Source organism: Methanospirillum hungatei JF-1 (assembly GCF_000013445.1).
GTDB lineage: Archaea > Halobacteriota > Methanomicrobia > Methanomicrobiales > Methanospirillaceae > Methanospirillum > Methanospirillum hungatei.
This window is the reverse complement of record NC_007796.1, coordinates 1,909,236-1,934,892: the sequence shown is the minus strand read 5'-3', so window position 1 is coordinate 1,934,892 and position 25,657 is coordinate 1,909,236. Positions and strand designations below refer to the sequence as shown.

28 protein-coding genes are annotated in these 25,657 nt (G+C 47.4%); 9 read left to right on the top strand and 19 right to left on the bottom strand.

Annotation, left to right across the window (positions count from 1 at the left end):
* Positions 1-167: 167 nt before the first annotated feature.
* Genes rnz through MHUN_RS08940 form a run of 4 tightly spaced genes read right to left on the bottom strand, consistent with a single transcriptional unit; the run spans position 168 to position 3,121 of the window.
* Positions 168-1,118: a ribonuclease Z gene (rnz, locus tag MHUN_RS08955; RefSeq protein WP_011448704.1), complete on the bottom strand. Its 951-nt coding sequence runs from the start codon at positions 1,116-1,118 to the stop codon at positions 168-170.
* On the bottom strand, positions 1,109-1,879 hold the full coding sequence (locus tag MHUN_RS08950) for a sugar phosphate isomerase/epimerase family protein (RefSeq protein ID WP_011448703.1): 771 nt from the start codon (positions 1,877-1,879) through the stop codon (positions 1,109-1,111). The genes rnz and MHUN_RS08950 overlap by 10 nt, the downstream gene beginning before the upstream one ends.
* Complete coding sequence (locus MHUN_RS08945; protein WP_048067408.1) at positions 1,876-2,421, bottom strand: dephospho-CoA kinase; 546 nt, start codon at positions 2,419-2,421, stop codon at positions 1,876-1,878. The genes MHUN_RS08950 and MHUN_RS08945 overlap by 4 nt, the downstream gene beginning before the upstream one ends.
* A complete protein-coding gene (locus MHUN_RS08940; protein WP_239441514.1) occupies positions 2,375-3,121 on the bottom strand; it encodes an anaerobic ribonucleoside-triphosphate reductase activating protein in 747 nt (248 codons plus the stop codon). Before MHUN_RS08940 ends, MHUN_RS08945 begins: the two co-directional genes overlap by 47 nt.
* A gap of 145 nt (positions 3,122-3,266) precedes the next feature.
* Here MHUN_RS08940 and thiC point away from each other — a divergent pair, with 145 nt between their 5' ends.
* Positions 3,267-4,547, top strand: a complete 1,281-nt coding sequence (gene thiC / locus MHUN_RS08935) for a phosphomethylpyrimidine synthase ThiC (protein ID WP_011448700.1) — start codon at positions 3,267-3,269, stop codon at positions 4,545-4,547.
* Between the two features lie 58 nt (positions 4,548-4,605).
* Positions 4,606-5,025: a secondary thiamine-phosphate synthase enzyme YjbQ gene (locus tag MHUN_RS08930; RefSeq protein WP_048067407.1), complete on the top strand. Its 420-nt coding sequence runs from the start codon at positions 4,606-4,608 to the stop codon at positions 5,023-5,025.
* 74 nt (positions 5,026-5,099) lie between these two features.
* Here the strand turns inward: MHUN_RS08930 and MHUN_RS08925 are convergent, their stop codons facing one another.
* Positions 5,100-5,363, bottom strand: a complete 264-nt coding sequence (locus MHUN_RS08925) for a UPF0147 family protein (protein WP_011448698.1) — start codon at positions 5,361-5,363, stop codon at positions 5,100-5,102.
* Between the two features lie 63 nt (positions 5,364-5,426).
* Here MHUN_RS08925 and MHUN_RS08920 point away from each other — a divergent pair, with 63 nt between their 5' ends.
* Positions 5,427-5,822, top strand: coding sequence for an Sjogren's syndrome/scleroderma autoantigen 1 family protein (locus tag MHUN_RS08920; RefSeq protein ID WP_011448697.1), 396 nt, complete (start codon positions 5,427-5,429; stop codon positions 5,820-5,822).
* Here the strand turns inward: MHUN_RS08920 and MHUN_RS08915 are convergent.
* Positions 5,792-8,044, bottom strand: coding sequence for a DEAD/DEAH box helicase (locus tag MHUN_RS08915; protein WP_011448696.1), 2,253 nt, complete (start codon positions 8,042-8,044; stop codon positions 5,792-5,794). The two genes, MHUN_RS08920 and MHUN_RS08915, sit on opposite strands and share 31 nt — an antisense overlap.
* Entirely contained in the window at positions 8,044-9,762 is a 1,719-nt protein-coding gene (gene glyS, locus MHUN_RS08910) for a glycine--tRNA ligase (protein ID WP_011448695.1), read from the bottom strand. The genes MHUN_RS08915 and glyS overlap by 1 nt, the downstream gene beginning before the upstream one ends.
* A 252-nt stretch (positions 9,763-10,014) precedes the next feature.
* Between glyS and MHUN_RS08905 the strand changes: the two genes are divergently transcribed.
* Positions 10,015-10,626, top strand: a complete 612-nt coding sequence (locus tag MHUN_RS08905; RefSeq protein ID WP_011448694.1) for a transcriptional regulator — start codon at positions 10,015-10,017, stop codon at positions 10,624-10,626.
* A gap of 7 nt (positions 10,627-10,633) precedes the next feature.
* Positions 10,634-11,293: a metal-dependent hydrolase gene (locus MHUN_RS08900; protein ID WP_011448693.1), complete on the top strand. Its 660-nt coding sequence runs from the start codon at positions 10,634-10,636 to the stop codon at positions 11,291-11,293.
* Between the two features lie 4 nt (positions 11,294-11,297).
* On the opposite strand, the gene MHUN_RS19515 is transcribed toward MHUN_RS08900, so the two are convergent.
* From MHUN_RS19515 to MHUN_RS08870, 6 genes are all read right to left on the bottom strand, one after another.
* Positions 11,298-11,477, bottom strand: coding sequence for a type II toxin-antitoxin system HicA family toxin (locus MHUN_RS19515; protein ID WP_338040858.1), 180 nt, complete (start codon positions 11,475-11,477; stop codon positions 11,298-11,300).
* Between the two features lie 45 nt (positions 11,478-11,522).
* Positions 11,523-11,747, bottom strand: coding sequence for a type II toxin-antitoxin system HicB family antitoxin (locus tag MHUN_RS08890; protein ID WP_011448692.1), 225 nt, complete (start codon positions 11,745-11,747; stop codon positions 11,523-11,525).
* Between the two features lie 111 nt (positions 11,748-11,858).
* Positions 11,859-12,452 carry a DUF6398 domain-containing protein gene (locus MHUN_RS08885; RefSeq protein WP_011448691.1) on the bottom strand — a complete coding sequence of 198 codons (594 nt, stop codon included), beginning with the start codon at positions 12,450-12,452 and terminating at the stop codon, positions 11,859-11,861.
* A gap of 66 nt (positions 12,453-12,518) precedes the next feature.
* Positions 12,519-13,091: an SPASM domain-containing protein gene (locus MHUN_RS17560; protein ID WP_052288867.1), complete on the bottom strand. Its 573-nt coding sequence runs from the start codon at positions 13,089-13,091 to the stop codon at positions 12,519-12,521.
* Positions 13,092-13,322: 231 nt separating this feature from the next.
* Positions 13,323-13,556, bottom strand: a complete 234-nt coding sequence (locus tag MHUN_RS08875; RefSeq protein WP_239441513.1) for a type II toxin-antitoxin system RelE family toxin — start codon at positions 13,554-13,556, stop codon at positions 13,323-13,325.
* A gap of 53 nt (positions 13,557-13,609) precedes the next feature.
* On the bottom strand, positions 13,610-13,858 hold the full coding sequence (locus MHUN_RS08870) for a hypothetical protein (RefSeq protein WP_048067931.1): 249 nt from the start codon (positions 13,856-13,858) through the stop codon (positions 13,610-13,612).
* Between the two features lie 643 nt (positions 13,859-14,501).
* Between MHUN_RS08870 and MHUN_RS08860 the strand changes: the two genes are divergently transcribed.
* Positions 14,502-15,575, top strand: a complete 1,074-nt coding sequence (locus tag MHUN_RS08860; protein WP_338040857.1) for a DUF2117 domain-containing protein — start codon at positions 14,502-14,504, stop codon at positions 15,573-15,575.
* A 354-nt stretch (positions 15,576-15,929) separates the two neighbouring features.
* Here the strand turns inward: MHUN_RS08860 and MHUN_RS08855 are convergent, their stop codons facing one another.
* The 6 genes from MHUN_RS08855 to MHUN_RS08830 all read right to left on the bottom strand — a co-directional run bounded on the left by MHUN_RS08855 (position 15,930) and on the right by MHUN_RS08830 (position 22,811).
* Positions 15,930-16,685: an acylphosphatase gene (locus tag MHUN_RS08855; RefSeq protein ID WP_011448688.1), complete on the bottom strand. Its 756-nt coding sequence runs from the start codon at positions 16,683-16,685 to the stop codon at positions 15,930-15,932.
* 110 nt (positions 16,686-16,795) lie between these two features.
* Entirely contained in the window at positions 16,796-17,881 is a 1,086-nt protein-coding gene (locus MHUN_RS08850) for a hypothetical protein (protein ID WP_011448687.1), read from the bottom strand.
* Between the two features lie 186 nt (positions 17,882-18,067).
* The gene (locus tag MHUN_RS08845) at positions 18,068-18,409 is read right to left on the bottom strand and encodes an ATP-binding protein (protein WP_011448686.1); all 342 of its coding nucleotides are present in this window, start codon (positions 18,407-18,409) and stop codon (positions 18,068-18,070) included.
* Positions 18,406-19,125 carry a hypothetical protein gene (locus MHUN_RS08840; RefSeq protein ID WP_011448685.1) on the bottom strand — a complete coding sequence of 240 codons (720 nt, stop codon included), beginning with the start codon at positions 19,123-19,125 and terminating at the stop codon, positions 18,406-18,408. Before MHUN_RS08840 ends, MHUN_RS08845 begins: the two co-directional genes overlap by 4 nt.
* 69 nt (positions 19,126-19,194) lie before the next feature.
* Positions 19,195-20,994, bottom strand: coding sequence for an aconitase X (locus MHUN_RS08835; RefSeq protein ID WP_011448684.1), 1,800 nt, complete (start codon positions 20,992-20,994; stop codon positions 19,195-19,197).
* Positions 20,995-21,008: 14 nt separating this feature from the next.
* Positions 21,009-22,811, bottom strand: a complete 1,803-nt coding sequence (locus MHUN_RS08830; RefSeq protein WP_158498200.1) for a dipeptidase — start codon at positions 22,809-22,811, stop codon at positions 21,009-21,011.
* A gap of 354 nt (positions 22,812-23,165) precedes the next feature.
* Here MHUN_RS08830 and MHUN_RS08825 point away from each other — a divergent pair, with 354 nt between their 5' ends.
* From MHUN_RS08825 to MHUN_RS08815, 3 genes are all read left to right on the top strand, one after another.
* Positions 23,166-24,107 carry an MFS transporter gene (locus MHUN_RS08825; protein WP_011448682.1) on the top strand — a complete coding sequence of 314 codons (942 nt, stop codon included), beginning with the start codon at positions 23,166-23,168 and terminating at the stop codon, positions 24,105-24,107.
* A gap of 111 nt (positions 24,108-24,218) precedes the next feature.
* Positions 24,219-24,917 (top strand): VIT1/CCC1 transporter family protein, encoded by a 699-nt coding sequence (locus MHUN_RS17555; RefSeq protein WP_011448681.1) that lies wholly within the window; start codon positions 24,219-24,221, stop codon positions 24,915-24,917.
* A gap of 13 nt (positions 24,918-24,930) precedes the next feature.
* The gene (locus MHUN_RS08815; RefSeq protein ID WP_011448680.1) at positions 24,931-25,563 is read left to right on the top strand and encodes a TMEM175 family protein; all 633 of its coding nucleotides are present in this window, start codon (positions 24,931-24,933) and stop codon (positions 25,561-25,563) included.
* The last annotated feature ends 94 nt before the right edge of the window (positions 25,564-25,657 follow it).

Sequence of the window (25,657 nt, the reverse complement as noted above, 5' to 3'; positions counted from 1 at the left end):
CTGCTCCATTGAAGGCGGAATGCAACGTTTCGCGTCAGAAGAATGCCGCCTCCATGTTAGAAGCGGTTCATATGAGTAATGATAGTATCATCCTTTCTCCTATTTCAGGAGATCTGTCATTTGTTATCGGTCAGGAGTATTCCTTGTCGGCCTTCTCCTGAAAAAAATTATTCATCCCTGAACGGGATATCAAAAACGGTAAGATCATCAGGAGCAAGGATATCTCCTGAAAAATGAGTTTTTGCATCAGAAACATGATTATCAGCAGACGTGTACCGGGTGCTGAAATGGAAGAGGGCAAGACGGTGAGCCTTCAGGGTATGGGCAACCATACCCGCCTCTGCCGCAGTTGCATGCATGAACTCTATTGCCCGTTCTTCTTCCTGATGGTCAAACGTCGCATCGTGGATGAGGAGATCTGCATCATCTCCGATATCTGCAAGTTCTGAAAGGACCGGTCTTGTGTCCCCTGTATAGATAACTTTCCTGCCCGGTCTCATGGGTCCCATGACCATTTCGGGAGTAATGATCCGTTCTTCCCCATCGACGGTGATGGTAACCGATGAGCCCCGCTGCAGTTTCCCAAAGAGTGGTCCTGGCCTGATACCGAGTTCAATGGCACGTTCCCGGTTGAACCGCCCTGGTCTCATATTCTCTTCAAAGATGTACCCGACTCCGGGAATACCATGATCTGCTGCAAAGACCCTGATTGAATATCCTTCATAGATGAGCAGATCACCTGCACGGACCTTTTGCGATTCTACGGGGAATGACAGCCTGGTCCTGCACAACCCTTTGATATCGTTCACCATCTCATGCACACAGTCCGGGCCGACGATCATCAATGGCTGCTCTCGTCCGTTAAAGGACATCGTCTGCAGAAGGCCGATAACCCCGAGAAAATGGTCGGCATGCCAGTGGGATATATAGATAACTTCGGGAGAGAACCCGGCACGCGCTTTCATCATCTGCCGCTGTGCCCCTTCTCCGCAATCAAAGATCAGGTCATGAGACCCCCATTTTAAGAGGATGCACGGAAGATTCCGGGATATGGTGGGAAGTGCCCCGGACGTTCCCAGGAAAAATATCTGCAGGGTCTCTCCGGCGATTATGTCCACCTCCGGACCTGAGCCAGGGATCGCTTTGCTTCCGGGATGGATCTCCCTTCTACCACGACAACCCCCTGGTAGTCTCTGAGAAGGGCTTTTGACAGCTTGTTCCAGTCTATTGTGCCTTCTCCGATGGCAAGATGTTCGTCAGATTTCCCGTGGTTATCATGGATATGGACATGGGAGGCGGATTTGAGCACCTTCATAAAATCGTTTACCTTCCCCATGGTATGTGCATGACCGAAATCAATTGTCATCGAGACCCCTTCAATATCTTCTATGATCCCCTGGATCTCTTCAGGATATCGGCAGAGAAAGTCATGAATATCTGGCATGTTCTCAAGGCAGGCAATAACCCCGTATTCTGACGCCACCTTTCCAACTTCTTGCATGGCCTCTTTCTGCAGCTGCCATATCTTCTCAGGAACCAGTTTCCCGGTGCAGGAGAGGTATCCAGGATGAATCGTCACCCGGTCGGTTATCTCTGATGCGAGCCTGATACACTCCGAGAGTTGTCTGATCGTCTCCCGCCAGATAGGATCATTGATGGCCGCCGGGTTCAGGTCTCCAAAAGGAGCATGGACCGTTGCCTGCAGTGTTGTGGACCGGAGTGTTTCGATAACCCTCTCGTACTGGTCTTTTTTGCCAAAATGGTAATTCCCGTCTGCACAGATCTCCCACCCGTCAAATCCTGCCTCCTCAATACCATATATCCATGAGATGTCTTCCCAGACCTTTGAAGAAGACCCAAAAAAATATCTGATACTCATGCAGCCTTCATCCTGGTCAGATATTCCCTGACCCTCTCCTGGAACGCTTCTCTGGTTCCGGTATTGTCAATTCTGACCGATGCACGTTCCATTGCTCTTCCCAGACCAAAAGAGCACTCCCGTTCGTCCCTGGCGATAAGTTCACTGATGTCCTGCAGGTCATCAGATCGTCCCCGTTCTGATAACCTGGCAAACCGGGTGGTGAGTGGTGCTTCGATGGAGACAAGGGAGAAATCGGGGAAGGTTTCAGAGAACAGAGTCACCTCGGCATCTCCGCGTATTCCGTCAACCAGGACCACATCTGCCCTTTGCCGTGTTATTACCGGGACACACGCATGAGCAATTGCAGCCATACCGTATTTTTCCCGAAGAGCCCGTGCAACAATTCCCATGCTCTCGTCAGTCGGGGGAAGCCCCTGGTTCTTTACCTCTTCCCTGATGACATCACCCATCACAACAACCGGAATTCCCATCTCCCGTGCGATAGCGGAGAATTCACCTTTCCCCGATCCCGGCATCCCAACTACTGCGAGTACCTTCATAAAATATCTCTCCATCACTCCGTGTCCGTATTCTGACCGGTCGGCCCAGCCGGTCTGCTATCCCTTTCAGATTATTCAAATCAAGAGGCCGTATCCCCATATATACTCCCTGCTGCAGGACAAGATCTATGTCTGGAGCGACATCACGAGAGATTGTCATTATCTCTTCGCCATATCCGGGAAACAGCGTTACTACCACTTCAAAACCGGGGAGTGTTCCGGCATGATGAGATTCTGTACATAATGTCAGTGATTCCTTAACCTGTTTTCCAACCGCACGCTCTTTCCCCCTGACTGTGTACAGATTCCACTCAGCCTTGATATCGAGGGCAATATGATCAATCAGCCTTTCATCGATGAGTTTTCTGATAACATCCGGATACACACCGTTTGTATGCAGGCCGGTGGAAAGTCCGATTGATCTGCTGTACCTGGCAAGCGCAAAAAGCGCAGGTGGCTGCATGGTTGCTTCACCTCCGGAAAAGATGACGCCACTGATAAGTAATGCCGAAGATCGAATGAGTTCTTTGACCTCTTCGACAGGTCTTCGATCCTCTCCGGTAAGGATGCTTTGGTTATGACAGTACCAGCATTTGACCGGGCACCCTCTGAAAAAAACCACGCAAACGGATTTTCCCCGCCAGTCGACAGTACTTAACGGGACAAATCCTCCGAAGTTTATCTGTATTGATTCAGCCACTACGCATGAAGGTTTGATCTCACTGCTATAGAATATTCAGGGTGTAACAATGGCAAAGCAACATTTCTTGTTTTCAAATAAACAAAAATGATGTCTTATTTGCAAAAAAGAGCCTTTATGTATCTTCTTATGGAACATATAGGCTATGTCAATAGTCGAGGATGCAAGAAAAGGCATCATCACCGAAGAAATGAAGGTCGTAGCGGCTCAGGAAGGCGTTACTGAAGATTTTATCCGACGGGGGATCGCAAGCGGCCAGATCGTCATTCCGGTTTCACCCTACCGGAAGGTCAAATTATGTGGTATAGGGGGTGGCCTTCGTACCAAGGTGAACTGTTCAGTCGGGACCTCGACCGATATTGTTGATGTGGATATGGAAGTTGAGAAGGTAAAAGCCGGAGAGCGTGCCGGTGCCGATACCATCATGGAACTCTCAACCGGTGGAGATTTTGTTGAAATCCGCCGACGGTGCATAGAAGCCACCACTCTTTCCGTCGGTTCAGTTCCCCTGTACCAGGCATTTATCGAGGCAGCCAGGAAAGATGGTGCCGTTATTCATATGCGGGAAGATGACCTCTTCCGGATCACCGAGGAACAGGCAAAACTTGGAACCAACTTCATGGCAATTCACACCGGTGTAAACCGGATCACCCTTGAACGGCTCCAGCGCCAGGGACGACATGGGGGTCTTTGTTCCCGTGGTGGTGCATTCCTGACTGCATGGATGCTGCACAATGACAAGGAAAACCCCCTCTACGCAGAGTTTGACTACCTGTGTGAGATCTTAAAAGAGCACGAAGTGACCCTTTCAACCGGGAACGGGATGCGGGCCGGAGCAGTTCATGACGCAACCGACCGTGCACAGATACAGGAACTGATCATCAATGCAGAACTTGGTGACCGTGCCCATGAGATGGGAATCCAGGTCATCGTGGAAGGCCCTGGTCACGTGCCCCTTGACCAGATCGAAACTAATGTCAGACTTATGAAGCGGATGTCGGGTAATAAGCCTTTTTACATGCTCGGACCCATCGTCACTGACATTGCTCCGGGTTATGATGACCGTGTCTCTGCAATTGGTGCAGCCATGTCCTCCATGCATGGTGCTGACTTTATATGCTATGTGACTCCTGCTGAACACCTTGCCCTGCCAAATCCTGAAGAGGTCTATGAAGGTGTCATCTCCAGCCGGATTGCAGCCCATGTCGGTGATATGATAAAACTCAACAAGCGTGACCAGGACCTTGCCATGGGGCATGCACGTCGTGACCTTGATTGGGAAGCTCAGTTTAATCTTGCTATCAACCCGGCCCGGGCACGGCAGATCAGAAATGAGCGTGCCTCAGCCGATGCCGACGCCTGCACCATGTGTGGGGACTATTGCGCCCTCAAGATTGCAAATAAAGTCATCAAGAAACTTGACTAATCTTTTTTCCGTTCCTTTTTTCGAAACTATCTTGCATGCGGAGTACCATTGTCATGATATGGTAACATCCGGAACTATTACGCTTTCAACCAGGGGAGAAGGGGATATCGTAGATATCACTGACAAGGTGCAGGAGATTGCCTGTTCATCAGGGGTAAAAACCGGTATATGTCATGTGTTTGTTATCGGCTCAACGGCAGCAGTGACAACCATCGAGTATGAACCCGGTGTTTTAAAAGACCTCTCACGTGCTTTGTCGGTCTCTGCCCCGCCTGATATCACCTATGCCCATGACAGCCGCTGGGGAGACGGGAATGGCAGATCACATGTGAAAGCAGCTCTAGTTGGCCCGTCCCTGACAATTCCGTTACGGAATGGTGCTCTTGTCCTTGGAACCTGGCAGCAGATAGTCCTTCTTGAACTTGATACCAGGGAACGGCGGGATCGGCACCTTACGGTAACCATACTTGGCGAATAGCCAAAAAACCTCTCCTCTCTAGGAATAAAATGCCCTGGAGAAGAATTTCTCTCCTCCGAAAACAGATGGTGAAATTAATCGAGCGGTACAGTCTCAAGCTGTGAGACCAGTTCCCAGACGCGGGTGCGTGCATGTCCTGGCATATTCGGGTCAGAGCTGATCTCATCAATCTTTGAAATTGCTTCTGCTGCCCGAAGGCCAAGCTGGCGATCCTGGTTCTGAAGAATAGTGCGGGTCTCGTCTGCTACACGGCGGATATTTCTGGGGATGGTGCCATCGTCAATAATGGCAGATAACATCTGAATACAGATATCGATGGTTTGTTCTGGAGTTGGCATATTCTCACCTGCGTGAACCTTCGCTTATAAGTAGACCCCCACCCCATAAAACAGTACTGACCGATGACCGATACAAAAAGTCCTGATGAGATAATGGCTGAGTACCTCCTGAAGGGAGGGAAGATGCTCTCAAAGACATGTCCTGTCTGCCATTCCCCGCTCTTTGAGTATAAAGGAGAGACGTTCTGTGTAGTATGCCAGGAGCAGGCTCTACAAAATCAGACCACAAAACGACCTCCGGTTACACCTTCCCGGTCCGGCCCTGAGGGAGCGGGACAGGAACCGGTTGCACCAGGTGGACTGGAAGATGAGTTTGCCCTGACTCTTCGGACCCTCCTTATGCAGGCACGCGAAGAACAGGATAGTACCCGGATCCTGAACCTTATGGAGTCCGTTAAAAAAGGGGCTGAAGCATATGCCCTGCTCCTTTACGGGTATGGACGACGGGACAACTCGTAAATCATCTCCGCTTTTTTCGCCCCGATACCTGGGACCTGGAGGAGCTCTTCTTTTTCTGCATCAATAATCGCTTTGAGTGATCCAAACGCCGTGAGCAGGGCACGGGCATATTTAGGTCCAAGATCTGGAAATGCGCTCATGATGGCCTCCTGGGCGGTTGCAAGACTCTCATATGCTTCTTTTTGGCCGGACCCCCGCTCCTTGTATCCGTTCTCTTCTTCGCGGCGTGCAAGGACCAGGAGCAGGTCTGCGGTATCTCCGGCGTCTCTGGTCTGAAATATGACGATCCCCATGGTCACGGAAATTGCAGCAAGCGCTCCCCGGATAGCATTCGGATGGATGTCCCGTTGGGAATAGATGTCCCCTCCTTCGATGATCAGAACCGGTTTTGGGCAGACCCGTGCCATCTCTCTCAGTTGATCCAGAAGGTCCCGGTCGATAAGACTGTCAACAAAATCACGTGATGTCTTGCGCTCAACCAGGATACGGTCACCAATCTTGTAATCACCCTGTAAAAGCCGTTCGATACGAATGACTGCCCCGGCGGATGAAAGATGCTCTGACACCTTTGAGACCAGTTCACGGTCATCGATGATGATCTTTGGACCAGAAAATACCTCTTCCTGTGCTGCTTTCGCTTTTTGCAGATCATCCAGGTCAAGAGGGAGGGCTGTCTGAAGGATCTTCTTCTCATGACCGGTCAGGTTTTTCATCCCCGTTACCATTGCCTTCTCCCGTCTTCTGGAAACAATCTGGAAGGTCTCATCAGTCGTCTTCCTGGTAACCAGAACGATGATCCGTCCCGTGTTATGACGTCCGGTTCTTCCCTTTCGCTGGATACTCCGGATCTCTGACGGGACCGGTTCATAGAAGATGACCACGTCGGTAGACGGGATATCAAGCCCCTCTTCTCCGACTGAGGTGGCAACAAGGACGGAAAACTCCCCCTCACGGAACCGGCTGATGGTTGCAATCTGTCTCTTCTGCGAGAGTCCTTTTTCCTGGTCCTTATTCGCCTTCCCGACGAACCGCTCTGCGGAGATCCCTGCTGCCTGCAGCGTATCAACAACCATCTTGACTGTATCCCGGTAGGTTGCAAAGACAATGATCCTCGTATCTGGGGACTCATCAAGGATAGACTGTACCAGCTCAGGGAGGATGAGGAGCTTGGGGTGGCACTCTTCTTTCCACTCAATGGATCGGTTGAGAAGTCTCATGAACCGGGGATCATAGGCGATTCTCTTTGATGCCTTTGACCCGCCAGGTGCATTCCCTTCGGCAAGGAGCTTATTGAGGTATGCCTTCAGGACCATACAGCCCTGTGACTCTGCTAGACCAATGGCATGCCTGAGTTTCATCAGTTCGGCATGAATACTGGCCGCTGCAAAACCTGAAGCATCTCGCTCTGCAATTCTTTGCTGGATGATTGCCGATACCTCCTGAAGTGTTTTCATCGAAAGGGAAGCCTGATCGGTGACCGGAAACCCGGCTTTCTTGAGTTGATCAAGTCGGTCTGCTACGAGCGCCTTCAAATCTTCAAGAGCCGCTTTTAGTTCAGGCGGGAGGTCTACACGGATTATTTCCACATCCTTCTCATGCACATAAGGCCTGACATCCGGATCAGTCTCAGTCCTGCTCTCAACCGACTTGATGTGCAGATTTTCCACGATATCTGAGATCTTCTCCTTGTTCCCGCCCGGAGACGCAGTCATCGCAAGGATAAGCGGATCCTTTGCGGTCTGCATATACCGTTCGGCTATGAAGACATAGGCATAATTTCCGACTGCGCGGTGACCTTCATCCACAATCAGGAGTGAGACATCGGTGAGATCGTACCGGCCGGCGATGAGATCATTCTTAATGACCTGCGGAGTCGCAAGGACCATCGATGCCGCCATCCACTCTGCGGTCCGCTTCTCAGGAGATGCCTCACCGGTGAACATTGCAAATTTCGTCTTCTCATCACCGGGGATGGCAAGATGTGCCTTGAAATAGCGGAGGTGCTGCTCAACAAGGGGCTTTGTCGGTGCCATCATCAGCACCTTCCCCCCGTTCTGGTACAGGCGGGACGCTGCAACGATAAGCGCAATTGCTGTCTTTCCCAGGCCGGTCGGGATGACAACAAGGGTGTTTTTCTCAAGAGCATTCATGGAGATGGAGAACTGGTATGTTCTCTTCTCCATCGTCTCCGGAGCAATAAAAGGATGGGAGATATATTCCATCAGATGAGTGAAGAGAATGAGCTTTTGCCCCTGATAAGGGCTGGGATCAGATCAACAAGCTGATCCTTTGGAATCCGGACCTGCTGCATGCTGTCCCGGTCACGAAGGGTAACCGTCTGATCCTCAAGTGAATCATAGTCTACCGTTACGGCAAATGGTGTCCCGATCTCATCCTGTCTGCGGTATCGGCGACCGATGGCTCCTGAATCATCATATTCTGCAAGAATCCCCTGCATCTGAAGGGTCCGGGCAATCTCTTTTGCCATGACATCAAGACCGTCACGGGCCATGAGCGGGAATATGGCTACCTGCACCGGTGCAACCCGGCTTGGGAACCGCATGACCTTCCTGACCTCTCCTTCTACCTCCTCTTCGAAGTACGAGTGCTCAAGGACGGCATAGATCATCCGGTCAATCCCATAACTGGGCTCGATAACGTGGGGCCGGACATCAACACCCCGGACATCAACCTCCTCTTCCTTCACCTCATACAGATCAGCCGGGACAAAGATCTCTTCCCCGTCGATGATAACGGTTGCACCATCGGGTCCGGGAGTCACCTCCTGCAGAGCATCAGAGATGGCTTTTGCTTTTCCCCGGTACTTTGGCCCGAGCACACCCATGTTGGCATTGATGACACGCCTCTTCTCCCGTCGTGGTTCGTCATACTGGATATATGCGGTAAAAGAGTCACCACTCTGCTCTGCATGTGCCTTCAGATCATAATCCGTCCGGTCTGCAATACCAACCGTTTCAACCCATCCAAACCGTTCGGAGAATATCTCAGCATCCCAGCAGTCTTCGGCGTAATGGGCCCGTTCATCAGGAAGATGTTGGCGGAATCTGAGCCGTGAAGGCATCACACCAATGGTGACCAGGAGTTCGTGGGTCAGGGCAAGGTAGTAGGCAACATACTCGTTTGCAATGACTCCCGCTGCCACGGCATCCTTCATGGTGTAGGTCTTTGCCTCAAGGCCTCCAAGCTGCTGCTCAGATGAGAGAAGCGGGAATGCATAGTCGGCATACCGTGCAAAGTTCGGGTGGTCTTTCATCTCCGGGTGGACAAAGATCTCAGCCTCAGCCTGGGTGAATTCACGAAGCCGGATCATTCCCTGACGGGGTGAGATCTCATTCCGGTATGACCGTCCTATCTGCACGGTTCCGAACGGAAGCTTATCCCGGTAGAACCGCAGCAGCCTCCCAAAGTCAACGAAGATACCCTGAGCGGTTTCAGGCCGAAGGTATCCCTTTCGCTGTGACCCTGGCCCGATGGTCGTCTGAAACATCAGGTTAAAGGTAAAGACCTCGACCTTTCCAAGGACCTCATTACATGCCGGACAGGGGAGCGTGCATATCTTTTCTGCCAGTGCCTCACATGAAAGGGTGGCCGCATTTGGAATATTGTGAGCTTCAGCGACATGATCGGCCCGCAGATATTCGTTACATGCCGGACACTGGCACATCTTATCAGAAAAACCCTTGACATGCCCGGATGCTATATACATGGCCTCCTGGCCGATTGTCGGGCATTCTATCTCATAATACCCTTCAGATATTACATAGAACTGGCGCCAGAGGTCTTCGATACGACGTTTGACCAGCGTACCAAGAGGGCCGTAATCGATAAACCCTGCAACCGAACCGTAGCATTCCGTCGTTGGCCAGACAAACCCTCTGCGTTTTGCCAGATCCATCACATTATCAAAGACATCGCTCATCTGGGATCACAAACCGGGATACATATTGCTCTCATCTACGATGAAGATTTTCTTCTGTATCTGCCCTAACTCAGCCCGGCTTTCAGGATCCTGATAAACCCTGTCCTGTCATATACCGGATCTCTGGTGCTCATTTTTCCCTCCTCTGCAATGAATATATAATGGATTGCGGTCTTTTTACGTAAAAATTCCAACAAACTTAAATAATTTTAGCGGTATGTATATCGGTATCCCGAATGTGTGTGATTCCTCATGCCAGAAGAGGTTGCAAAGAAAGAACAGCTGTTACAACTGTTCGCAAATATGACCGGTAACACAAAGATTGTGGAACCGATGAAGAAGATCCATGGTACGCTTCGTGATAGCGATGCGGTAGAACGGGAGATCGCGCTCATTATGCGAGAACTCCTTGACCAGGGTTTCTTCAAAACGAAGCTGAAACCTATTCAGCTGGCAAAGCTGGTTTGTGCCTACTATGCGGGGAAAAATGATACTGAGATTGCGAGGGAACTTGGAGATGAAAAACTCTCCAAGACTGTTGCCCGTGCCCGTGTCAGGATGAAACTCTTCCGTGAGCTGGACTTTAAAATGCCATTTGACCGGAACCAGATGGAACATCTGCTCGTATCCGGCAAGACCATGAAAGAGATCAGTGAAGAACTGGGAATCAGCCCGTCTACACTCCGGGAGTACCGGCATGTTCTTGAAGCCATGGTTGACCGGGAGATGGATCAGTACCTGGAACGTATTCGTGATGTTATGGAAGATCGTGACCTCACTGAGAGTATGACCTCCTCTGCAACAAAGGATGCCTTTGGCGAGTCCATTGATATCACCGAAGCAGAGCTGATCGATATCACCTGATTTTTTTATGAAGATTACGTACCTTGGTCATGCCTGTGTCGTACTGCAAGGGTCAAAGTGTGTTTTGATCGACCCCTTTATTCCTGAGGGCGAGATCAGAGTCACGCCGGATCTTGTCGCCGTCACCCATGCCCATGCTGACCATATGGGTATCGCTGCATCGTATACTGCCCCGATTATTACAAATAATGAGATCGCTCATTACCTCCGGGGAAAAGGGTGCATCACTGAAGCAATGAATATCGGCGGGACGATAGTCGTGGATGGTATCTCGTTTACCATGACCCAGGCAATTCACTCATCCTGGTTAGAAGACGAAGGGATCGGGATGTACGGCGGGAGTGCTGCAGGTTTTGTTATCAGCATGGATGGGAGAACCGTCTACCATGCAGGTGATACCGGGCTGTTTTCAGATATGCGTCTTATTGGTGAGTTATACCATCCTGATGTTGCTCTTATTCCAATCGGGGGGAGATTTACGATGGGTCCACGGGAAGGGATGATGGCCGCAGAGTTTATCGGAGCACCGGTTGTTATCCCGATTCATTATAATACCTTTGATAAAATCAGGCAGGATGTATCTGAGTTTGCACGGGCTATCAATGAGACAACTGATATGAAAACAGTGATTCTGGAACCTGGAATGGAGTATGAGATAAAAAAATAAAAATTTATTCTTCTTTTATTCGTTCAATTAATGCCCTTTTATTAATTCCAGTCCATAGAGAGACCTTCCCAACAATATCGTTGAGTGTGCCCAGGGCAATTTCATCATGGAGAGGAATTGTAATTGTGTGAATACCTTGTTCTGATTCTAATTGCATCTGAATATGACTGCCCTTCTGTCTTATTACATTATAACCAATCTTTTGAAGAGCTTTTATGATTTTTTCCCACTAACAACTGGCAGCCCTTGCATGTGATCTTACCTCGTATTCCTGCAAGGTCAGAATGGTAATTGACTCGCCTCTTTCCAGTTCATCTTCGTAATGCAGTTCAACAGCTTCCTGAATGTTACTCATTAGTTCATCAAGGCTTTTTCCCTGAGTAAAAATATCCACCCCGATGCCTCTGGCACACCAGTAATTTCCGTCAAAATATGACTCAAATTTTATGTACATTTCTCTGTTCTCCTATTCTCATTGTATCACTTATAAATTTTAAGTGTAAGCCTCCGGTGACGGTGTAGTAATAATTATCTTTTTTTTATGACTTTTTGCATGTAGATTTATTTAAATTATAAACCCGTTCTTTGTCATACAAAATTTTTCGAATGGATTTTTATTCCGCATGTATGATGTAGAGTATTCGGGGTCCCAGTAATCATCCATCCCAATAAGATCCCGAATGAGTTTCGCTTTTTGTGAAGTCGTCCTTTTGCTGGTCCCAAAGTACTGGCAGATATCATCTGCTGACTGATATGGCTCAAATGATTTATCAAACAGGAAGTTCATCTGTCCTACTGCATAAATGATTCCTGCAGCCCATATTTCACGTTTTCCCCTGGTAATTTTATTATCCCGTTTTCGTGCTAGTTTTCCTGCAACATGCCTGCAGAGTCCGGCATAGTCTTCATCCAGCCGTTCATTGCAGAACGCGTCAGTCATTTTACTTGTGGCCATAAACCAGTCGCGGGTAGCTTTTTGTATTGATGAGATATCAACCGGTTTTCTCCGGGGAAAATCCTTTACCAGGCAGTGCTCGATGACAGACGGTGACCAGTCCTCCGGAACGCAGTTCTGGTAGTAGAGGACAAATCCGGTAAAATCCAGTAATATTTGCTCTGCATATTCCTGCTCATCATTGTCAAGACTATCAAAGAGCACATGGTTTGAAAAACCGGGAAACCAGGTTTTTCTGATGAGATCAAACGAGGATTGTGGATCGGTACGTTAAGCAGTGGGGTACAGATCGATCATGTATATGACATTCATTTTACAACCTGATATACTATCATGACCGTTCCTCATCGCTGGAACATTCGGGTTCATCCTCCGTGAGAAAGGGCTATGCGTGGTCCATTTTTCTATAAAACAGAACGGATCGTCAGCATAAAATTCTCCGGACTGCCAGTATGCCCTGACCCGGCATCCTCCCCCGCAGAGGTCCAGGTATGAACAGGATCGGCGCTTTCCGGTGAGACACTCCTTTTTTCCCCTGAACATTTTCAGAACCGGGTTTTCAGGATCATTCCAGAGTTTCGAGAATGGCTGTTCCCGTATTGAACCGATTCGAAACTCTGGTATTTGTGCAAACTGGCATGGATAGAGGTCACCAGTCTCGGTCACGTTCACAACTCTGATGCCTGCACTACATCCTCCTTTCATGGAAGCGACCAGACTTTTTGCTTCAGGGAGATCCTGCATCATCGGCTCTCCTCCGCTCAGGATAACAACAGGATTCCCGGTCGCCTTTATCTGATCAAGAATGCCAAATGCCTCGGTGGTTGAGAGCGGGTCTGACACATCGCGGGTCCCGGCGTCAGAATAACAGTGTGGACATTTGAGTGGACAGCGGATGGTAGTTCCATGAAATGATCCGGAGTGGTGGAGTTATTGAATGGCCCATTCGTGAGTATATGTCGACGTACAGGTGTTTAATGAGTTGTTATTACTCCTCAGCCTGAAGTCAATAGGAAAAATCAGTTCCGGTTGCATACGACTAGTGATCCCATCAAAAATCATGGTTCACAATCATTATTTTCTGGTGTATGTTTTATGGGCTTTTTCAATCGTTTCTATCGTTTCAATTTTCACAACATCTTTTTCTTCGTCTATCAGGTAAAATACAGTATAAGAGCGGGATATATGGAGAAGATACACTGCGGGAGGCTTATGATATTCAATTCTTTCCTTATTGCCACCTGAAAAGGGGTTTATCTGCAGTTCCTGAATTTTCTCAACAATAATGCGACGGGTTTTTATTGGCAATTTCTGAAGATATTCACGAGCCTTTTTTTCAATAAGGATTATAAACACTGTTCTTATCCCTCTTCCGCAGAGTCTCCGTTCAAAATTTTCTCTGCATCAAATGGTTCAAATTCCCCCGACTGATCAATCTTCATAACCATCTGCCAGTCACGATAATCTTTTTCACGCTTTATCATTCCGGCAATAAGGTTATCATAACTCTGCCCTGCCTCTTTTAGATCATGAAGACCCTGCCAGGTTGGAACTTTAATGGGAATTCGTTTAATCTCATTTTGGTTTACTTTATGAATACCTGATTCCATATTCATAAATTCGTTACCCTAATTGATAAAGTGTGCATATATGGCAAAATGTGCACCCTTAATTTATACAGTAGAACCTGGCATTCAATTGAAATTTTTGGTGTTCTCTGAATTAATCCCTGAAAATTGACGCTGGTAATTCTCTCTAATTTTTTTTGTATCCTGAAAAACCGGAAAACACAAGCATCACCTTCATTATTATGAAGGCAGACTCCCCACGTGCTCCTACTCATTGATATATTTATCATATTGCAAGGATAATTCATCATTACTGCTCCGTCTTTCATCGTTCCCTTCCTTCAGGGAAAAGAGATAGGTTGTATGAGACAACGTTACACCGATTCAAATCTTGAAAATTTTTGTTCGATTGTCAAAAATAAGTTGAAAAAACCTATCCCTTTCAAAGATGTAATTGAAAAGGAGCATGAGGAGCGAATGAATTATTTTTGTCTTGATTCTCATGTCTTCCCGTATGAGTGGTATTAAAATCCTCAAATACATCTTTTCAATCATGTTTAACGACCAATAATAATGGATAACGTCCAGACTTGTTCATTAATTCTTATCTATGTGGTGAAAGTGATAGTTTCTGATGATTCTGACTTTGATAGCATGAAAGAAACCCCAAGGATGAACCTTCAGGATTATTATCAATAATAACATACCTGGTTTTCAAGGAGGCCTTTCTATTCCAACTCACATTCTCACCCTCATCTTTCACGGAGCCGATGTTTTTGACTACGGCGATGCAGCCCGGCTTATCTCCCTCCTTCACCCTCGTTTATCTCTTGTTGCCGGAGTCATGGCCCGGACAGCAGCTGAAGAATCAGGACTCCCGGTTATCTATGATGGTAGACGACCTAGTGAAATCCTTTCCGAATACCAAAGTGATCAGGCAGTTCTCATCCACCGGGCAAAAACGAATGCTTCTGCTCACCGGTTCGGGTCTCTTATCCACTCCCACCTCAAAGACCGGGGGCTCATTCTTATCGATCCCGGAACCTGTCAGATAGTAACCTGGGGGGTGGTAGATCCCTCCCTCTCAACATGGTTGTCAGAGATAACCGGATATCCGGTCGTTTCAGGTAATTATCATGAGAGCTCTCCTCCTGATACACGGGTCATCGGCGGTTGTCTCCCTGGTGAACCGGTCTTTGTAAATGGGATCATCATCGGCTTTGCAACCGGTGAAGAAGCGGTTATATCACTTCAGGATGGGACCATTCAGGCAGTATCCGGAATTGAACTGAAAGATCACGGAGTTGAAAAACTCATCCGGTTTGGATGTCCGGATGTCTCGAAAGCCTGGTGTAAAAGTGGAAATATCAGGATATCGCGGCCTAAGAAAGGTTCCCAGAAGGTGCAGGAGGGACATGTTGTCGTCATTGATCACTCTGCCATGGCCTGTTTTGGAGCCTTTGATCCTGATATCTGCGGCCTTGTCACCATCGGAGATGACACAACCTCAATCTGTGGTCATATCGGGTGTTCCCGGGGCATACCGGTTCTTGGAATTACCGACGGTGATATTGACGGGATTGTGCCGGAAGGGTATGCACCTGGCAGTGTTATTTTACAAGTTGTCAGGGAACGGGATGATGAACTGGGCATTGAGATCGCAGAAAAGGTTCCCATTGAACCGGTAGTATGGGATATCTGGGTAGAGAAAATAATCAGAGAACTTGGAGACCGGGTGAAGGTGATGCATCGGGAATAATCAGGTGAATAATATCTACCAGAATTCATTTTTCCTCATCGTCACCACCCCTTCTTCTGGAAGAACGTGATACACGTATCCTATTCTGAATAATTTTCTTCCACAGGTCATGCTGTCACATATTTACCCTGTTCTTTCAATGCATATCCCGTATTGTACCATGCATCAAGATCACCATGGTAGGCCATACGTACAGGTATTCAGGATTGTGCATTAAGAATAGTGCTTTGATTATCGGAGAGATGGTATAAGTGAACGAAAGGGGAAAGGATTGAGTTTTGCCGTGTTTATTCAATGGAGACTATCTTGCAAAAATTTAAAACGTTAAACCCTGCTTATCAGAGTTAATCCCTGTTAGGACTTCACGGTTTGCATAATTCCTGCATGTATGAGGGCATTCCGAATTTCTCTGAGTTCTTCACGCATCTCACGAAGTTCGGAATTGAAACCTTTGTCAAGGTCTGATCTGGTACCTTTGATCTCCTCAAGGGTTTCTTTCTGGAGAGAAACAGTCTCTGTTTGTAATGAAATTGTTTCCTTCTGAAGTCCTAATGTCTCCTTCTGTAATGAAATTGTTTCCTTCTGAAGTTCTAATGTTTCCTTCTGAAGTTCTAATGTTTCCTTTTGAAGTCCTAATGTCTCCTTCTGTAATGAAATTGTTTCCTTCTGAAGTCCTAGTGTTTCCTGCTGCAGGCCAATGGACTCCTTATGCATTTCCAATGCCTGGTCTTGTTTTCTCTCCATTCGTGAAAAAATCGCGATTGCTGAGTCAAACCGTTCTGCCAGTTCCTCTTCTGGAGATCCCCGAATGACCTGAAAGTATGAAAAACATCCGAGATATGGCTCTTCGCTGGACTCAATACATTCTACCAGTATGGGGTACTCAGATATTTTTATTGCCTGCTTGAACGCTTCAAGATCCTTTCTGGTACCTTCAGCGACGATCCTGACATCATAGCCCTCAAGATTTTCAATAGTGCCGGTGATATTATGTTTTCGCGCAATATTCTGGACAATATGACGATATCCTACCCGTTGTACTGTCCCAATAATTCTCATATTGAGACGAATCAACTGGCTAAAATCCATAGTTGTACTATGTTCTTCCATAATAATATCCTCTTGGAAGATATCCTCTTATATTCCTGACTGACATGTTCGTATTCGCAGTAACCAAACTCGGCTGCTCAAAAAAAGTTCGGGTTTTCTTCTGAGTATCCCTATACATAGTCAAATGGAGGCTGTGGTCCGAGAAATCCCTCCATCTCTTTTCGTATCACGGTTTTTCGTGCGATATCTGGTTCCATTTGCAGCACAATATCCAGAAGATGTACATAATCAGCATCATCCGCTACCCTGGTAAATAACTCCAGAAGAGTAAAAACCTGGTACATATCCCCGCCGGTATCACGGAGAAGTTTGTATATGGACGATTTATCAGGCTTGGAACCTGATGTGGACATCGTAAGTAACCGCTCACCTATGGTAAAGAACGCCAGGTATTTGCGCACTCCCTCAAGATTCAGGATAAGTTCGTGATACACTTTTGGTTCATCAATAGTTGCAATATCCCGAAATTCAGTGATCCAGGAATGGGTTCCACTTGAAACAGCAATGGCGACGACAAGCCCGGTGAATGACTCATACGGGCCGGTATTCTGAATCATATCGATGATGGTATTATAAATTATTCCGATCTGATAATGAAGCAGAGATACCAGGGCACATAGTTCAATATCCCGGTTTTCTTTGATATCATACCGATAGAGGAGGTGAATTCCCTCGTACCATTCACGGAATTGCAGGTGGGAAAGACAGTTGAAAGCATCCGGACTTCCTATTACTTCATTAGTAATTCTCTGGTTTCCAAGTCCTTTCTCCCTGATAAGTTCTTCCCATAACCGGACTGCCAAATCCCGATCCCCAATACGGCCTGCGGCGATAAATGCACATTCTTTTTCATGTTCATCTGTGGGATTGGTAAGGAGCGGATGAAGGGATTTTTTCACACCTTCAATGTCATTTAAACCTGCATAATGGGAGGCATATCTGAGCATCCGCATCCCTTTTCCATAATCACACTGTATCTGATCAAGGCATCTAATGGCTTTTTCATGTTCTCCAAGAAGAGTAAGCAAACTCTCGCAGTCAAAAGATACTGGAAAATTATCTGGATCATCAGCCCCTATCTCTTCATACTCTGATAGAATCTCCTGAATCAGGGATTTTGATAGTCGATCTCCGATAAGATCGAACGTGTCTGTAAAGTCCTCTACTAAATACCTCTTCGCTAAGATAGGGCTCATTCCTTAATATATCAACCCAGAGGAAAAAGGATGTTTCATCACGCATGGAAAATACAATAAAAAATGTAGTACTGGTGGTAGTATTCCTAAATTTCCGGCGAAATACCGCAAATTACCAGAATAATTCGCAGGCTTGTGATTGTATTCTATGATAAAATATTTTTCGGTATTGATCTCTTCATCTCTTCATTTCGGAACACCCTGGATCTTCTGTTCATCCAGCATACGATTTGTCATTCGCATTTTTCCCCATTCTGTGATATCAGACGCAATCGGATCCCGCTCCTGCACAGGTCTTTCAATCAGGGTAATTGCTTTGGAAGGACAGGTGATTATGCACACACCACACCCGATACAGCGGTCATTTAAAACCTGAAATTCTCCGTCTTCTTCAACTATCGCATCCATCGGGCAGCGTTCATCCCTGCAGATCCCACATGCAATACAGGCATCCTCATCGATTTGGGCCATATAATTGCTTTTCGCTATCATATATGGGGCCTTGAACTCCTTCAGAGCCCGTATCATCGCACAACTGCAGGAACAACAACTACAAAGAAAGCCCCCTGAACATTCATTATGTTATAGGTTGTGTGAACCAGCCCTTCCTGATCGTTCTGTTCTAATATTTGAAATGCCTCTTCCCTGGTGATGATCTCACCCTCCGGATTGAAGTAATCAAAGGCATTCTCCTCCATGGAATAATGAATGCAGTTATGGATGGTATGTTTACAGTGATCTCCCAGAAGTTTCTTCTCCTTCCGACAGATACAGTCCTGAAGCCTGAATGATTTGGCATTATTGAGGATCTGACGGATATCGTCCTGCTGGAGCACCTGAAGATCGGTTGGAATTGCAGCATTGACCGGTATGACACGAGCGATATGAGGGGCATGACCTCCTGTAGCCCCCGCAAGATGTGGCCCGTATTCTTCGAAAAGTTCGGCAAGTTCTTTCGTTAATCTTTCTTTACGCTGAAATTCATAGATCCCAATGACAAAAGGAATGAACCGGTAGACCTGGTGTCCCCCTATCGTTAGTGAGGCTATCTGTCCCTTTTCTGCCATCTGATCCAGCATTGCACGGATCTCTTCAACCGGTTTTGAAAGTCTTGCGGCTACCTGTTCTGCGGTTTCAGGAGCCGGCGTCATCTGAAGTGCCATCTCTGCATCTTCAGGGGTGAAGATGTGCTGTAAGATCCTGAGCTCAACACCTGTATCGGTAGAGGGGAACCCCTGTGGCAATTCGTCCAGTTTCTTTGCTAATCGTTTATAGACATCCCTAATGTATCCTGGCCCTGGGAAAGGAAGTACTCAGTTCAGCCACTTATTCTGAACATACGTGCCAGTTATCGCTGCCTGGATGACATCTTTTCGTGTTCCAAGCCAGTTCTTCGGCCAGCCTATACCGGCAAAGAGCATAGCAACTTTCAGACTGTCTGTGGCAAAGACAAGTTTCTCCGCATCTGCAGGTGCCCTGACGACCATCCCCGGACAGGATGAATGCACGACCCGTGCTCCGCTGGCCTCTATCTTCTCGAGGATACCTGCCTTTTTCGCTGCACTGTAATTCACATAGTCGGTGTAAAGCCAGAGAGGTGCGGATACCTTCTGCCCGTCCAGCATTCCAGCAATATCCGCTAGTTCTTCAAACATCAGAAACGGACAACCGATAACCGCTGCATCAATACTGGTCTTCTCCGTCTGTCGAAGGTTCTGATATACCGCCGCAAGATCTGATTTGGTGATACGTACACGCTCAACATCCTTTGGGATCTCCCCTCCGAAAGCCTCTTCAATCGTCCTTGCTTCAGGAGTGATGCCGACGATATGGATCATGGGGTAGGTCAATGCGGGAGATACACAGGCACAAAATGCCTTTGCCTGAGCATTTGTCATTCGGTTAAGGCCGCATACAACAGGTACCCTGTCACCAGCCCGGAATCCGATCGCTCCGCCAAGTGCCACATAGTCCCCGACATCATCAAGTTCCTTTACCACGGCAGGGTCTACGTCAAAGATCATCTGACCGATCCGGTTCTCCTGCAGGTGGACCCCATATTCAGGCATGACACCGGTTATTGCAGCATAGAGAACCATGTTCGCAGGGTCCCTGTTTACCCTCGCTCCAATCATAATATTACTGTATGCAGCAGCGTTCGACTCTGAAGTAACGAGATATTCACCGAATTTTGGCGGGGCCAGGTGGGCATAGGGGATACAGGTCGGGATCACCGTAGCACCCATGTTCTTCAGGTTTTCATGGACCGGAACCATCCCCTTGAACACTTCCCTGGCCGGGGCCATAACGGAATAGTGCCAGGGCATCCCTTTATCATCGACAAGATCATCTCCCATGGCTGTACTCTCAACAGTGGTCGGCACTACTACCTTAGCCCCCATACTCGCGAACTCTTCAAATGCAGGCCATGCCCCGACGGTATAATCACGACTCTGATGGTCATCAAAGAGATGGGCGGAACATATCGGCACCATACGCTTTGATCCCATCCCTTCAGCAAATTTCACCAACCGTTCCATGGCTACTTGTTTTGGTCTACCATGCTTTCCGGCCAGCATCTCCTGTTCATAGGGGGTAAGTGAGATGTCACTTTTTTCCCACCCTTTTTTTGGTAAGGATTTTAATTCTGCCAGTTCTGCCCGCCGTGCAGGATCTTTCGGATAAATCTTAATAATCCCTTCATCTCCTGCTTTTGGTGCAGTTATCTTCACATAATCACCGGTCTGAATAACGGTCCATGGGTCAACATCAAAGGAATCCACTGCAGGAATCCCGGCATCAATGGCACCACCAATACTGATCGGATGGACCGTCCGACAGATGAGAGCCTTTGGAGCTGAATTAGTTACTTTTGCCTTGAAATAGAGGCCCCATGCACCTCCGGTAGAAAATTTGTCAGTGTCGTATACCACAATCTTCCCGGCATATGACTGCCCCACGAGAGGATGGCCAAATATTCTGATAACTCCGTCAGAATTGACTGCATTAACCAGATGGCTTAAAAAACTCGAGGTAACCAGAGCTTCTCCTTCAGCATATCCTTCAACTTTTGTGATTCCTTTTAAAATAATAGGTTTTTCATTATTCTGCATAATGATCTCTCTATTTATCCGGTCTGATATTTCTCGATGTATGAGATTGGATCTCCTGTGATATTCGCTTCTTCTCCGACATATTTTACGTCAGGAATTGCGTTTAATCCCTGAATATCATACACCCGTGGACCATACTGATACCGGGCATATTCATACCACCAGTCCGGATACCCGATATTACTGATGGTTTTATTATCAACATCATTGTAATTCCCGTTCCGGTAGGTGACGATCATCTCTCCCATAAGTTTTTTCCAGTCATTGAGGGCGTTCAATGCTGTCTCACTGGAATATTCAGTCAGGAATTCACGTGCAGACCGTTCGTCTGTCTTGTAGAGTTCAAGCGCCTTCGCCTCAATTGCCGACTGGTTTGCGATTGCAGCTCCCTCTATTCGTTCCTGTTCAGCCTTAATTTCAGGTGCCATGTTGCTATACATGAGCCTGGCATAATTCTGAAGCAGTTCATACGGCCAGAATGCGGTATTTAAATCAAACTCCCAGTGAGAGCCATGGAGGTACGGAGCTGGTAAGTGATATATGCCAGTATAGAAGGGAAGATAACATGTCTCTGCGGGTGAAGACATGCCAAGCCAGCAGATACCACCGATGGGATCAGGGAGATTTGCCCTGCCCTGACAGATGTAGGAGTATCCACAGGGATCAGTAGATATGGGTCGTGGCCAGGATCCTGGTTTTAACTGTCCTTCGTAGGGAGCATCGTGGAGATCATACGGACCCCATACCCGGTAGGGATCTCCGAACGGACCGCCAGCAGGGGGAGCAGTCAGATCGTATACCGTCCCTTCATAGTGATCCCGGAAGATAGAGAGTGCATTCGTGATATTTACCGGGGAATCAGGTTTTATTGAGAAGGGATATGCTTTTGAGAACGGCCCTTCAACATAGGGGGAAAGACCTAACGATGGAGCCAGCCGGTCAAAAATTCTCCATACTCTGCCCTGAGAGTAATAGGGATGCGAATATTCACCGATACCAAACACCTGAGCCCAGTCAAGTGGGCCATCTTCCGGTTTCCACCAGCCCATCGTCTGTGCATCATCCTTGAGGTTTTTCGCAAATATCTGGTCAGGATTATCCTCAGAAAGTTCCCGAATCCTGAACTCATTTGCGGCAACAAAGATCTCCCCAGGAGGGATTCTCTGGGCAGCCCAGTACCCCCCGGTCCCGTCAGGGGTACCGCCACACATCTCGATAACCCAGGCATCTGATGGGTCGGCAAAGATGAGGGTCTCACCGGTCCCGTAATATCCATAGGTGTCGATCAGTTCTCCGATAAGAATGACAGCCTCTTTTGCGGTTTTACATCGTTCAAGTGCGATATTGGAGAGTTCAGAACTGTAAAAGATGCGTTTCCCCTTCTCTGCCCCCGGATGAATTTTTGCATAGTCCGTGCATTCTCCAGTCATGAGCTGGTGTTCGTTGATAATACCATAACTGCCGGTGATGTAGGCATACGTATGGTTTACCTGGGGAATCTCACCGATGATAATCGTTTGAGTGTCTGATGAAGGCGCCTCGCCAAGGAACTCCCCTCCACTGTTGGGATCATACACAACCGGTCTCATTGCCCCAGCTGGATGATCTTTTGCGATGATATGACGAAACGAAACCATATCCTCCCGGATCTCGTGGCCTATGAGACCCACCCCGAACCCGTCATTTGAATGTCCGACAAACGTGGAACCATCCTCTGATGCTTCATCAGTGACAACAAAGGTGGTACATCCAAGTCCTGACGGGATAAAACCCATCAGAATAAGGAGAATAAATGGAATTAGCCTCCGGTCTACCATGGTTGTGTATTTTTCTCGTGGACTATATATATTCAGTGAGTATAGCGGAAGTAATGGAATGGTGTACTCTCTTAAAACATCTGAAAAATTTAAAATTAGATAAATAGTATAAATCATTCCCGATTTTATTTTCGTAGGGAAAAATTCGTGTGCGTCAGATGTACATAATCATTCCATCAACAATCACAAATGAAAATTTCGGATTGAATATATCCTATGGTCTCTTTTTCTGTATGAAATCTGTTATAAAACAGATGGATGATCTGATCACCTGATCGTGTGGTAAACTATTTCCATTGTTTCGTACATGTTGTTTGGTGAATACTATGCCTGCGGGACAGAATCTGACCCCTCTTGAATATTAGTGCGTTCTCATGGCGGTCTATCTTTGGAGTGAATATTCCGATTGGAATAATTGGGATAATCCTTGGATACTATATCCTTCCACACAAAGAGCCTCTTTTTCCTGATGCAAAGCTCGACGTTCCCGGGATTCTTTTGTTCTTTATTGCACTTTCATTGCTCATAATCGGACTGACCACAATCGAAAAGAATAATCCGGTGATGGGGAGTGCTTTCATCATTTTCTCACTGGCATGCTGGGCACTCTTCATAGTGCAGGAGCAAAGAACAAAAGAACCATTGATAAATCTCTTTCTTTTTAAAAATCGCAATTATTCTGTGCAGAGTGTCGGAATACTTCTTGTCCAGATGGGGATATCCGGAGTGCTGGTGATTATGCCGTTCTATCTTGAGATTGTCAGGGCTATTCCACCAGATACAACCGGTCTTATTGTCCTTGCCCTGCCGGTCGGCATGATCCTGACCGCACCGATATCTGGGAAAATGGCAGATGTCATCGGGACAAAAAAACCTATTCTGGTTGGGTTTTCACTCTGTGCAATCGCCCAGTTTTTCCTCTCCACAATCACTGCAGATACCAGGATTGGGTACATTGGGTTATATCTTATGCTGCTTGGTGCCGGGACTGGAATAGCATTCTCCCCGCTCACCACTGCACTGATGAATGAGTCATCGGTATCTGACCGGGCGGCAACATCAGGTCTCCTGCGGGTAATGAGTAATCTGGGGTCAACACTTGGTGTTGCTGCAGTCATATTCATTGCAATTCTTGCAGCAGGACCAAAGATTGCAGAGGTCTCTTCTCATCTCATTCCACCATCAGATCTGGTTTTTGCCTTTGATTTTGCATTCCTGTTTGGTATGCTCATATCATTTGCCGGGTTATTCCTCATGTTGCTCGTGACGCCTTCCGAAGGAACGGCACATCAGTAAGAGGGCTAATAAGGGTTCATGAGGTCTGATCCTTTCAATTTTCCATTCATGCTATACGACAAAAGAGGTATTTTACCCGATAACCCACAACCCTGAAACGGATATATTATCATGTCGGAAAGGTTGTTTATATCCCGTATTAAACAATCGCTGGCCGCCTCATATGGCGAAGTGGTCTTTGGGATGTCAGATGGGACGGTCTCCATTCTGGGTCTGGTCCTTGGTGTTGCTGCAGGAGCGGACTCTGCAGATGCGGTCGTTCTTGCCGGTGCCACCGGAGCCATTGCAGCATCGGTCTCGATGATGGCCGGCTGCTTCATGGAGATTGAATCCGAGCGTGATGAAGAAGAGGAAGAGAACCAGGAGCGGATTGCAGCCATCAACAAGAACCCGGAAGGGGCGGTATCGGACCTGATGGGGCTGCTTCAGAATTCAGGCCTCTCACAACAGACCATCAACTTCATTCATGCAGATATTTCAAAAAACCCTGCCACCATATCCGGATTAGAGATCGCAATCGCTGCCAGTCAGAAGACCATAGGGCAGAAGACATCTCCGGTTATCCATTCAATCTGGATGTTTCTGTCAGATCTCTTTGCCGGTCTGACTCCGGTCATTCCCTTTGTCTTATTCCCGATGCACACCGCCTGGATCATCTGTATCGTGGTTACTGCAGTGCTGCTTCTGCTCCTTGGAATAGGCCGGGCACGGATAAGCAACAGAAGTCCTGTCCGGACGGTTGCGGAAACGATGGGAATTGCCCTTGCTGCCGCCCTTGCCGGTGTGATTGTCGGTATGCTGCTCTCATAAACAGGAAGGATGCATGAAAAGAAGTGATTATTACGAAAGACGAGGGCTGGACCGTATTATCGGAATTAGTGATGCGGTCTTTGCATTCTCCCTCACACTTCTGGCAATTGATCTGGTGGTTCCTGACCTGCAGAAACAACAGGATGCACTTCTGCTCCAGGGACTTGTTGATGAATACTCCCGGTTCCTCTACTTTTTTTTGACCTTTATCATCACCGCAGCATACTGGTCAAATCATCACCGGATTTTCAGATTTATTGTCGGCTATGACGGTATTCTGATGCGGCTGAATACGTTTTTCCTGCTGTTCATCATCATGATGCCGTTTGTCACGAAACTCATCAATGAGTATGGACATATCCAGCTGGCGGTAATCATTGCTGCATTCGGATATGCTGCTCCAGGAATTTTACTAGGTTTCATCTGGCATTATGCATCACGGAGATATCTGCATATCAATAAGGATCTGCCAGAGGATTTTGTCAGACTGACAAGAATAAAGAATTATATCAGTCCCAGTATCTTTCTCCTCTCAATTCCGCTCTCTTTTATCAGGCCGTCTTTCGCCCTCTATTTCTGGCTCTTCCTATTCCCTGCCCATATCATTGCTGATATTCTGTTTCCTGACATCATTGAGGATGATTAACCAGCCAGCCAGGGCCCGACATAGACGCCCTTTCTCTCTTTTGCTTGTTATTAGAAAGAGATTACTTCACAGGCCTGGAGCAGGTCATGCAGGC

Excerpts from the sequence above, each read along its gene's own strand:
- MHUN_RS08900 (WP_011448693.1), top strand. The coding sequence starts at position 10,634 with ATGAAGATTACGTACCTTGGTCATGCCTGTGTCGTACTGCAAGGGTCA.
- MHUN_RS08925 (WP_011448698.1), bottom strand. The coding sequence starts at position 5,363 with ATGCCAACTCCAGAACAAACCATCGATATCTGTATTCAGATGTTATCT.
- MHUN_RS08815 (WP_011448680.1), top strand. The coding sequence starts at position 24,931 with ATGAAAAGAAGTGATTATTACGAAAGACGAGGGCTGGACCGTATTATC.
- MHUN_RS08830 (WP_158498200.1), bottom strand. The coding sequence starts at position 22,811 with ATGGTAGACCGGAGGCTAATTCCATTTATTCTCCTTATTCTGATGGGT.
- MHUN_RS08850 (WP_011448687.1), bottom strand. The coding sequence starts at position 17,881 with ATGAGCCCTATCTTAGCGAAGAGGTATTTAGTAGAGGACTTTACAGAC.
- MHUN_RS08835 (WP_011448684.1), bottom strand. The coding sequence starts at position 20,994 with ATGCAGAATAATGAAAAACCTATTATTTTAAAAGGAATCACAAAAGTT.
- MHUN_RS08945 (WP_048067408.1), bottom strand. The coding sequence starts at position 2,421 with ATGAAGGTACTCGCAGTAGTTGGGATGCCGGGATCGGGGAAAGGTGAA.
- MHUN_RS08845 (WP_011448686.1), bottom strand. The coding sequence starts at position 18,409 with ATGATACGGGCTCTGAAGGAGTTCAAGGCCCCATATATGATAGCGAAA.
- MHUN_RS08905 (WP_011448694.1), top strand. The coding sequence starts at position 10,015 with ATGCCAGAAGAGGTTGCAAAGAAAGAACAGCTGTTACAACTGTTCGCA.
- MHUN_RS08890 (WP_011448692.1), bottom strand. The coding sequence starts at position 11,747 with ATGTACATAAAATTTGAGTCATATTTTGACGGAAATTACTGGTGTGCC.
- MHUN_RS08855 (WP_011448688.1), bottom strand. The coding sequence starts at position 16,685 with ATGGAAGAACATAGTACAACTATGGATTTTAGCCAGTTGATTCGTCTC.
- MHUN_RS17555 (WP_011448681.1), top strand. The coding sequence starts at position 24,219 with ATGTCGGAAAGGTTGTTTATATCCCGTATTAAACAATCGCTGGCCGCC.
- MHUN_RS08870 (WP_048067931.1), bottom strand. The coding sequence starts at position 13,858 with ATGGAATCAGGTATTCATAAAGTAAACCAAAATGAGATTAAACGAATT.
- MHUN_RS08950 (WP_011448703.1), bottom strand. The coding sequence starts at position 1,879 with ATGAGTATCAGATATTTTTTTGGGTCTTCTTCAAAGGTCTGGGAAGAC.
- MHUN_RS08915 (WP_011448696.1), bottom strand. The coding sequence starts at position 8,044 with ATGGAATATATCTCCCATCCTTTTATTGCTCCGGAGACGATGGAGAAG.
- MHUN_RS08920 (WP_011448697.1), top strand. The coding sequence starts at position 5,427 with ATGACCGATACAAAAAGTCCTGATGAGATAATGGCTGAGTACCTCCTG.
- thiC (WP_011448700.1), top strand. The coding sequence starts at position 3,267 with ATGTCAATAGTCGAGGATGCAAGAAAAGGCATCATCACCGAAGAAATG.
- MHUN_RS08930 (WP_048067407.1), top strand. The coding sequence starts at position 4,606 with ATGGTAACATCCGGAACTATTACGCTTTCAACCAGGGGAGAAGGGGAT.
- glyS (WP_011448695.1), bottom strand. The coding sequence starts at position 9,762 with ATGAGCGATGTCTTTGATAATGTGATGGATCTGGCAAAACGCAGAGGG.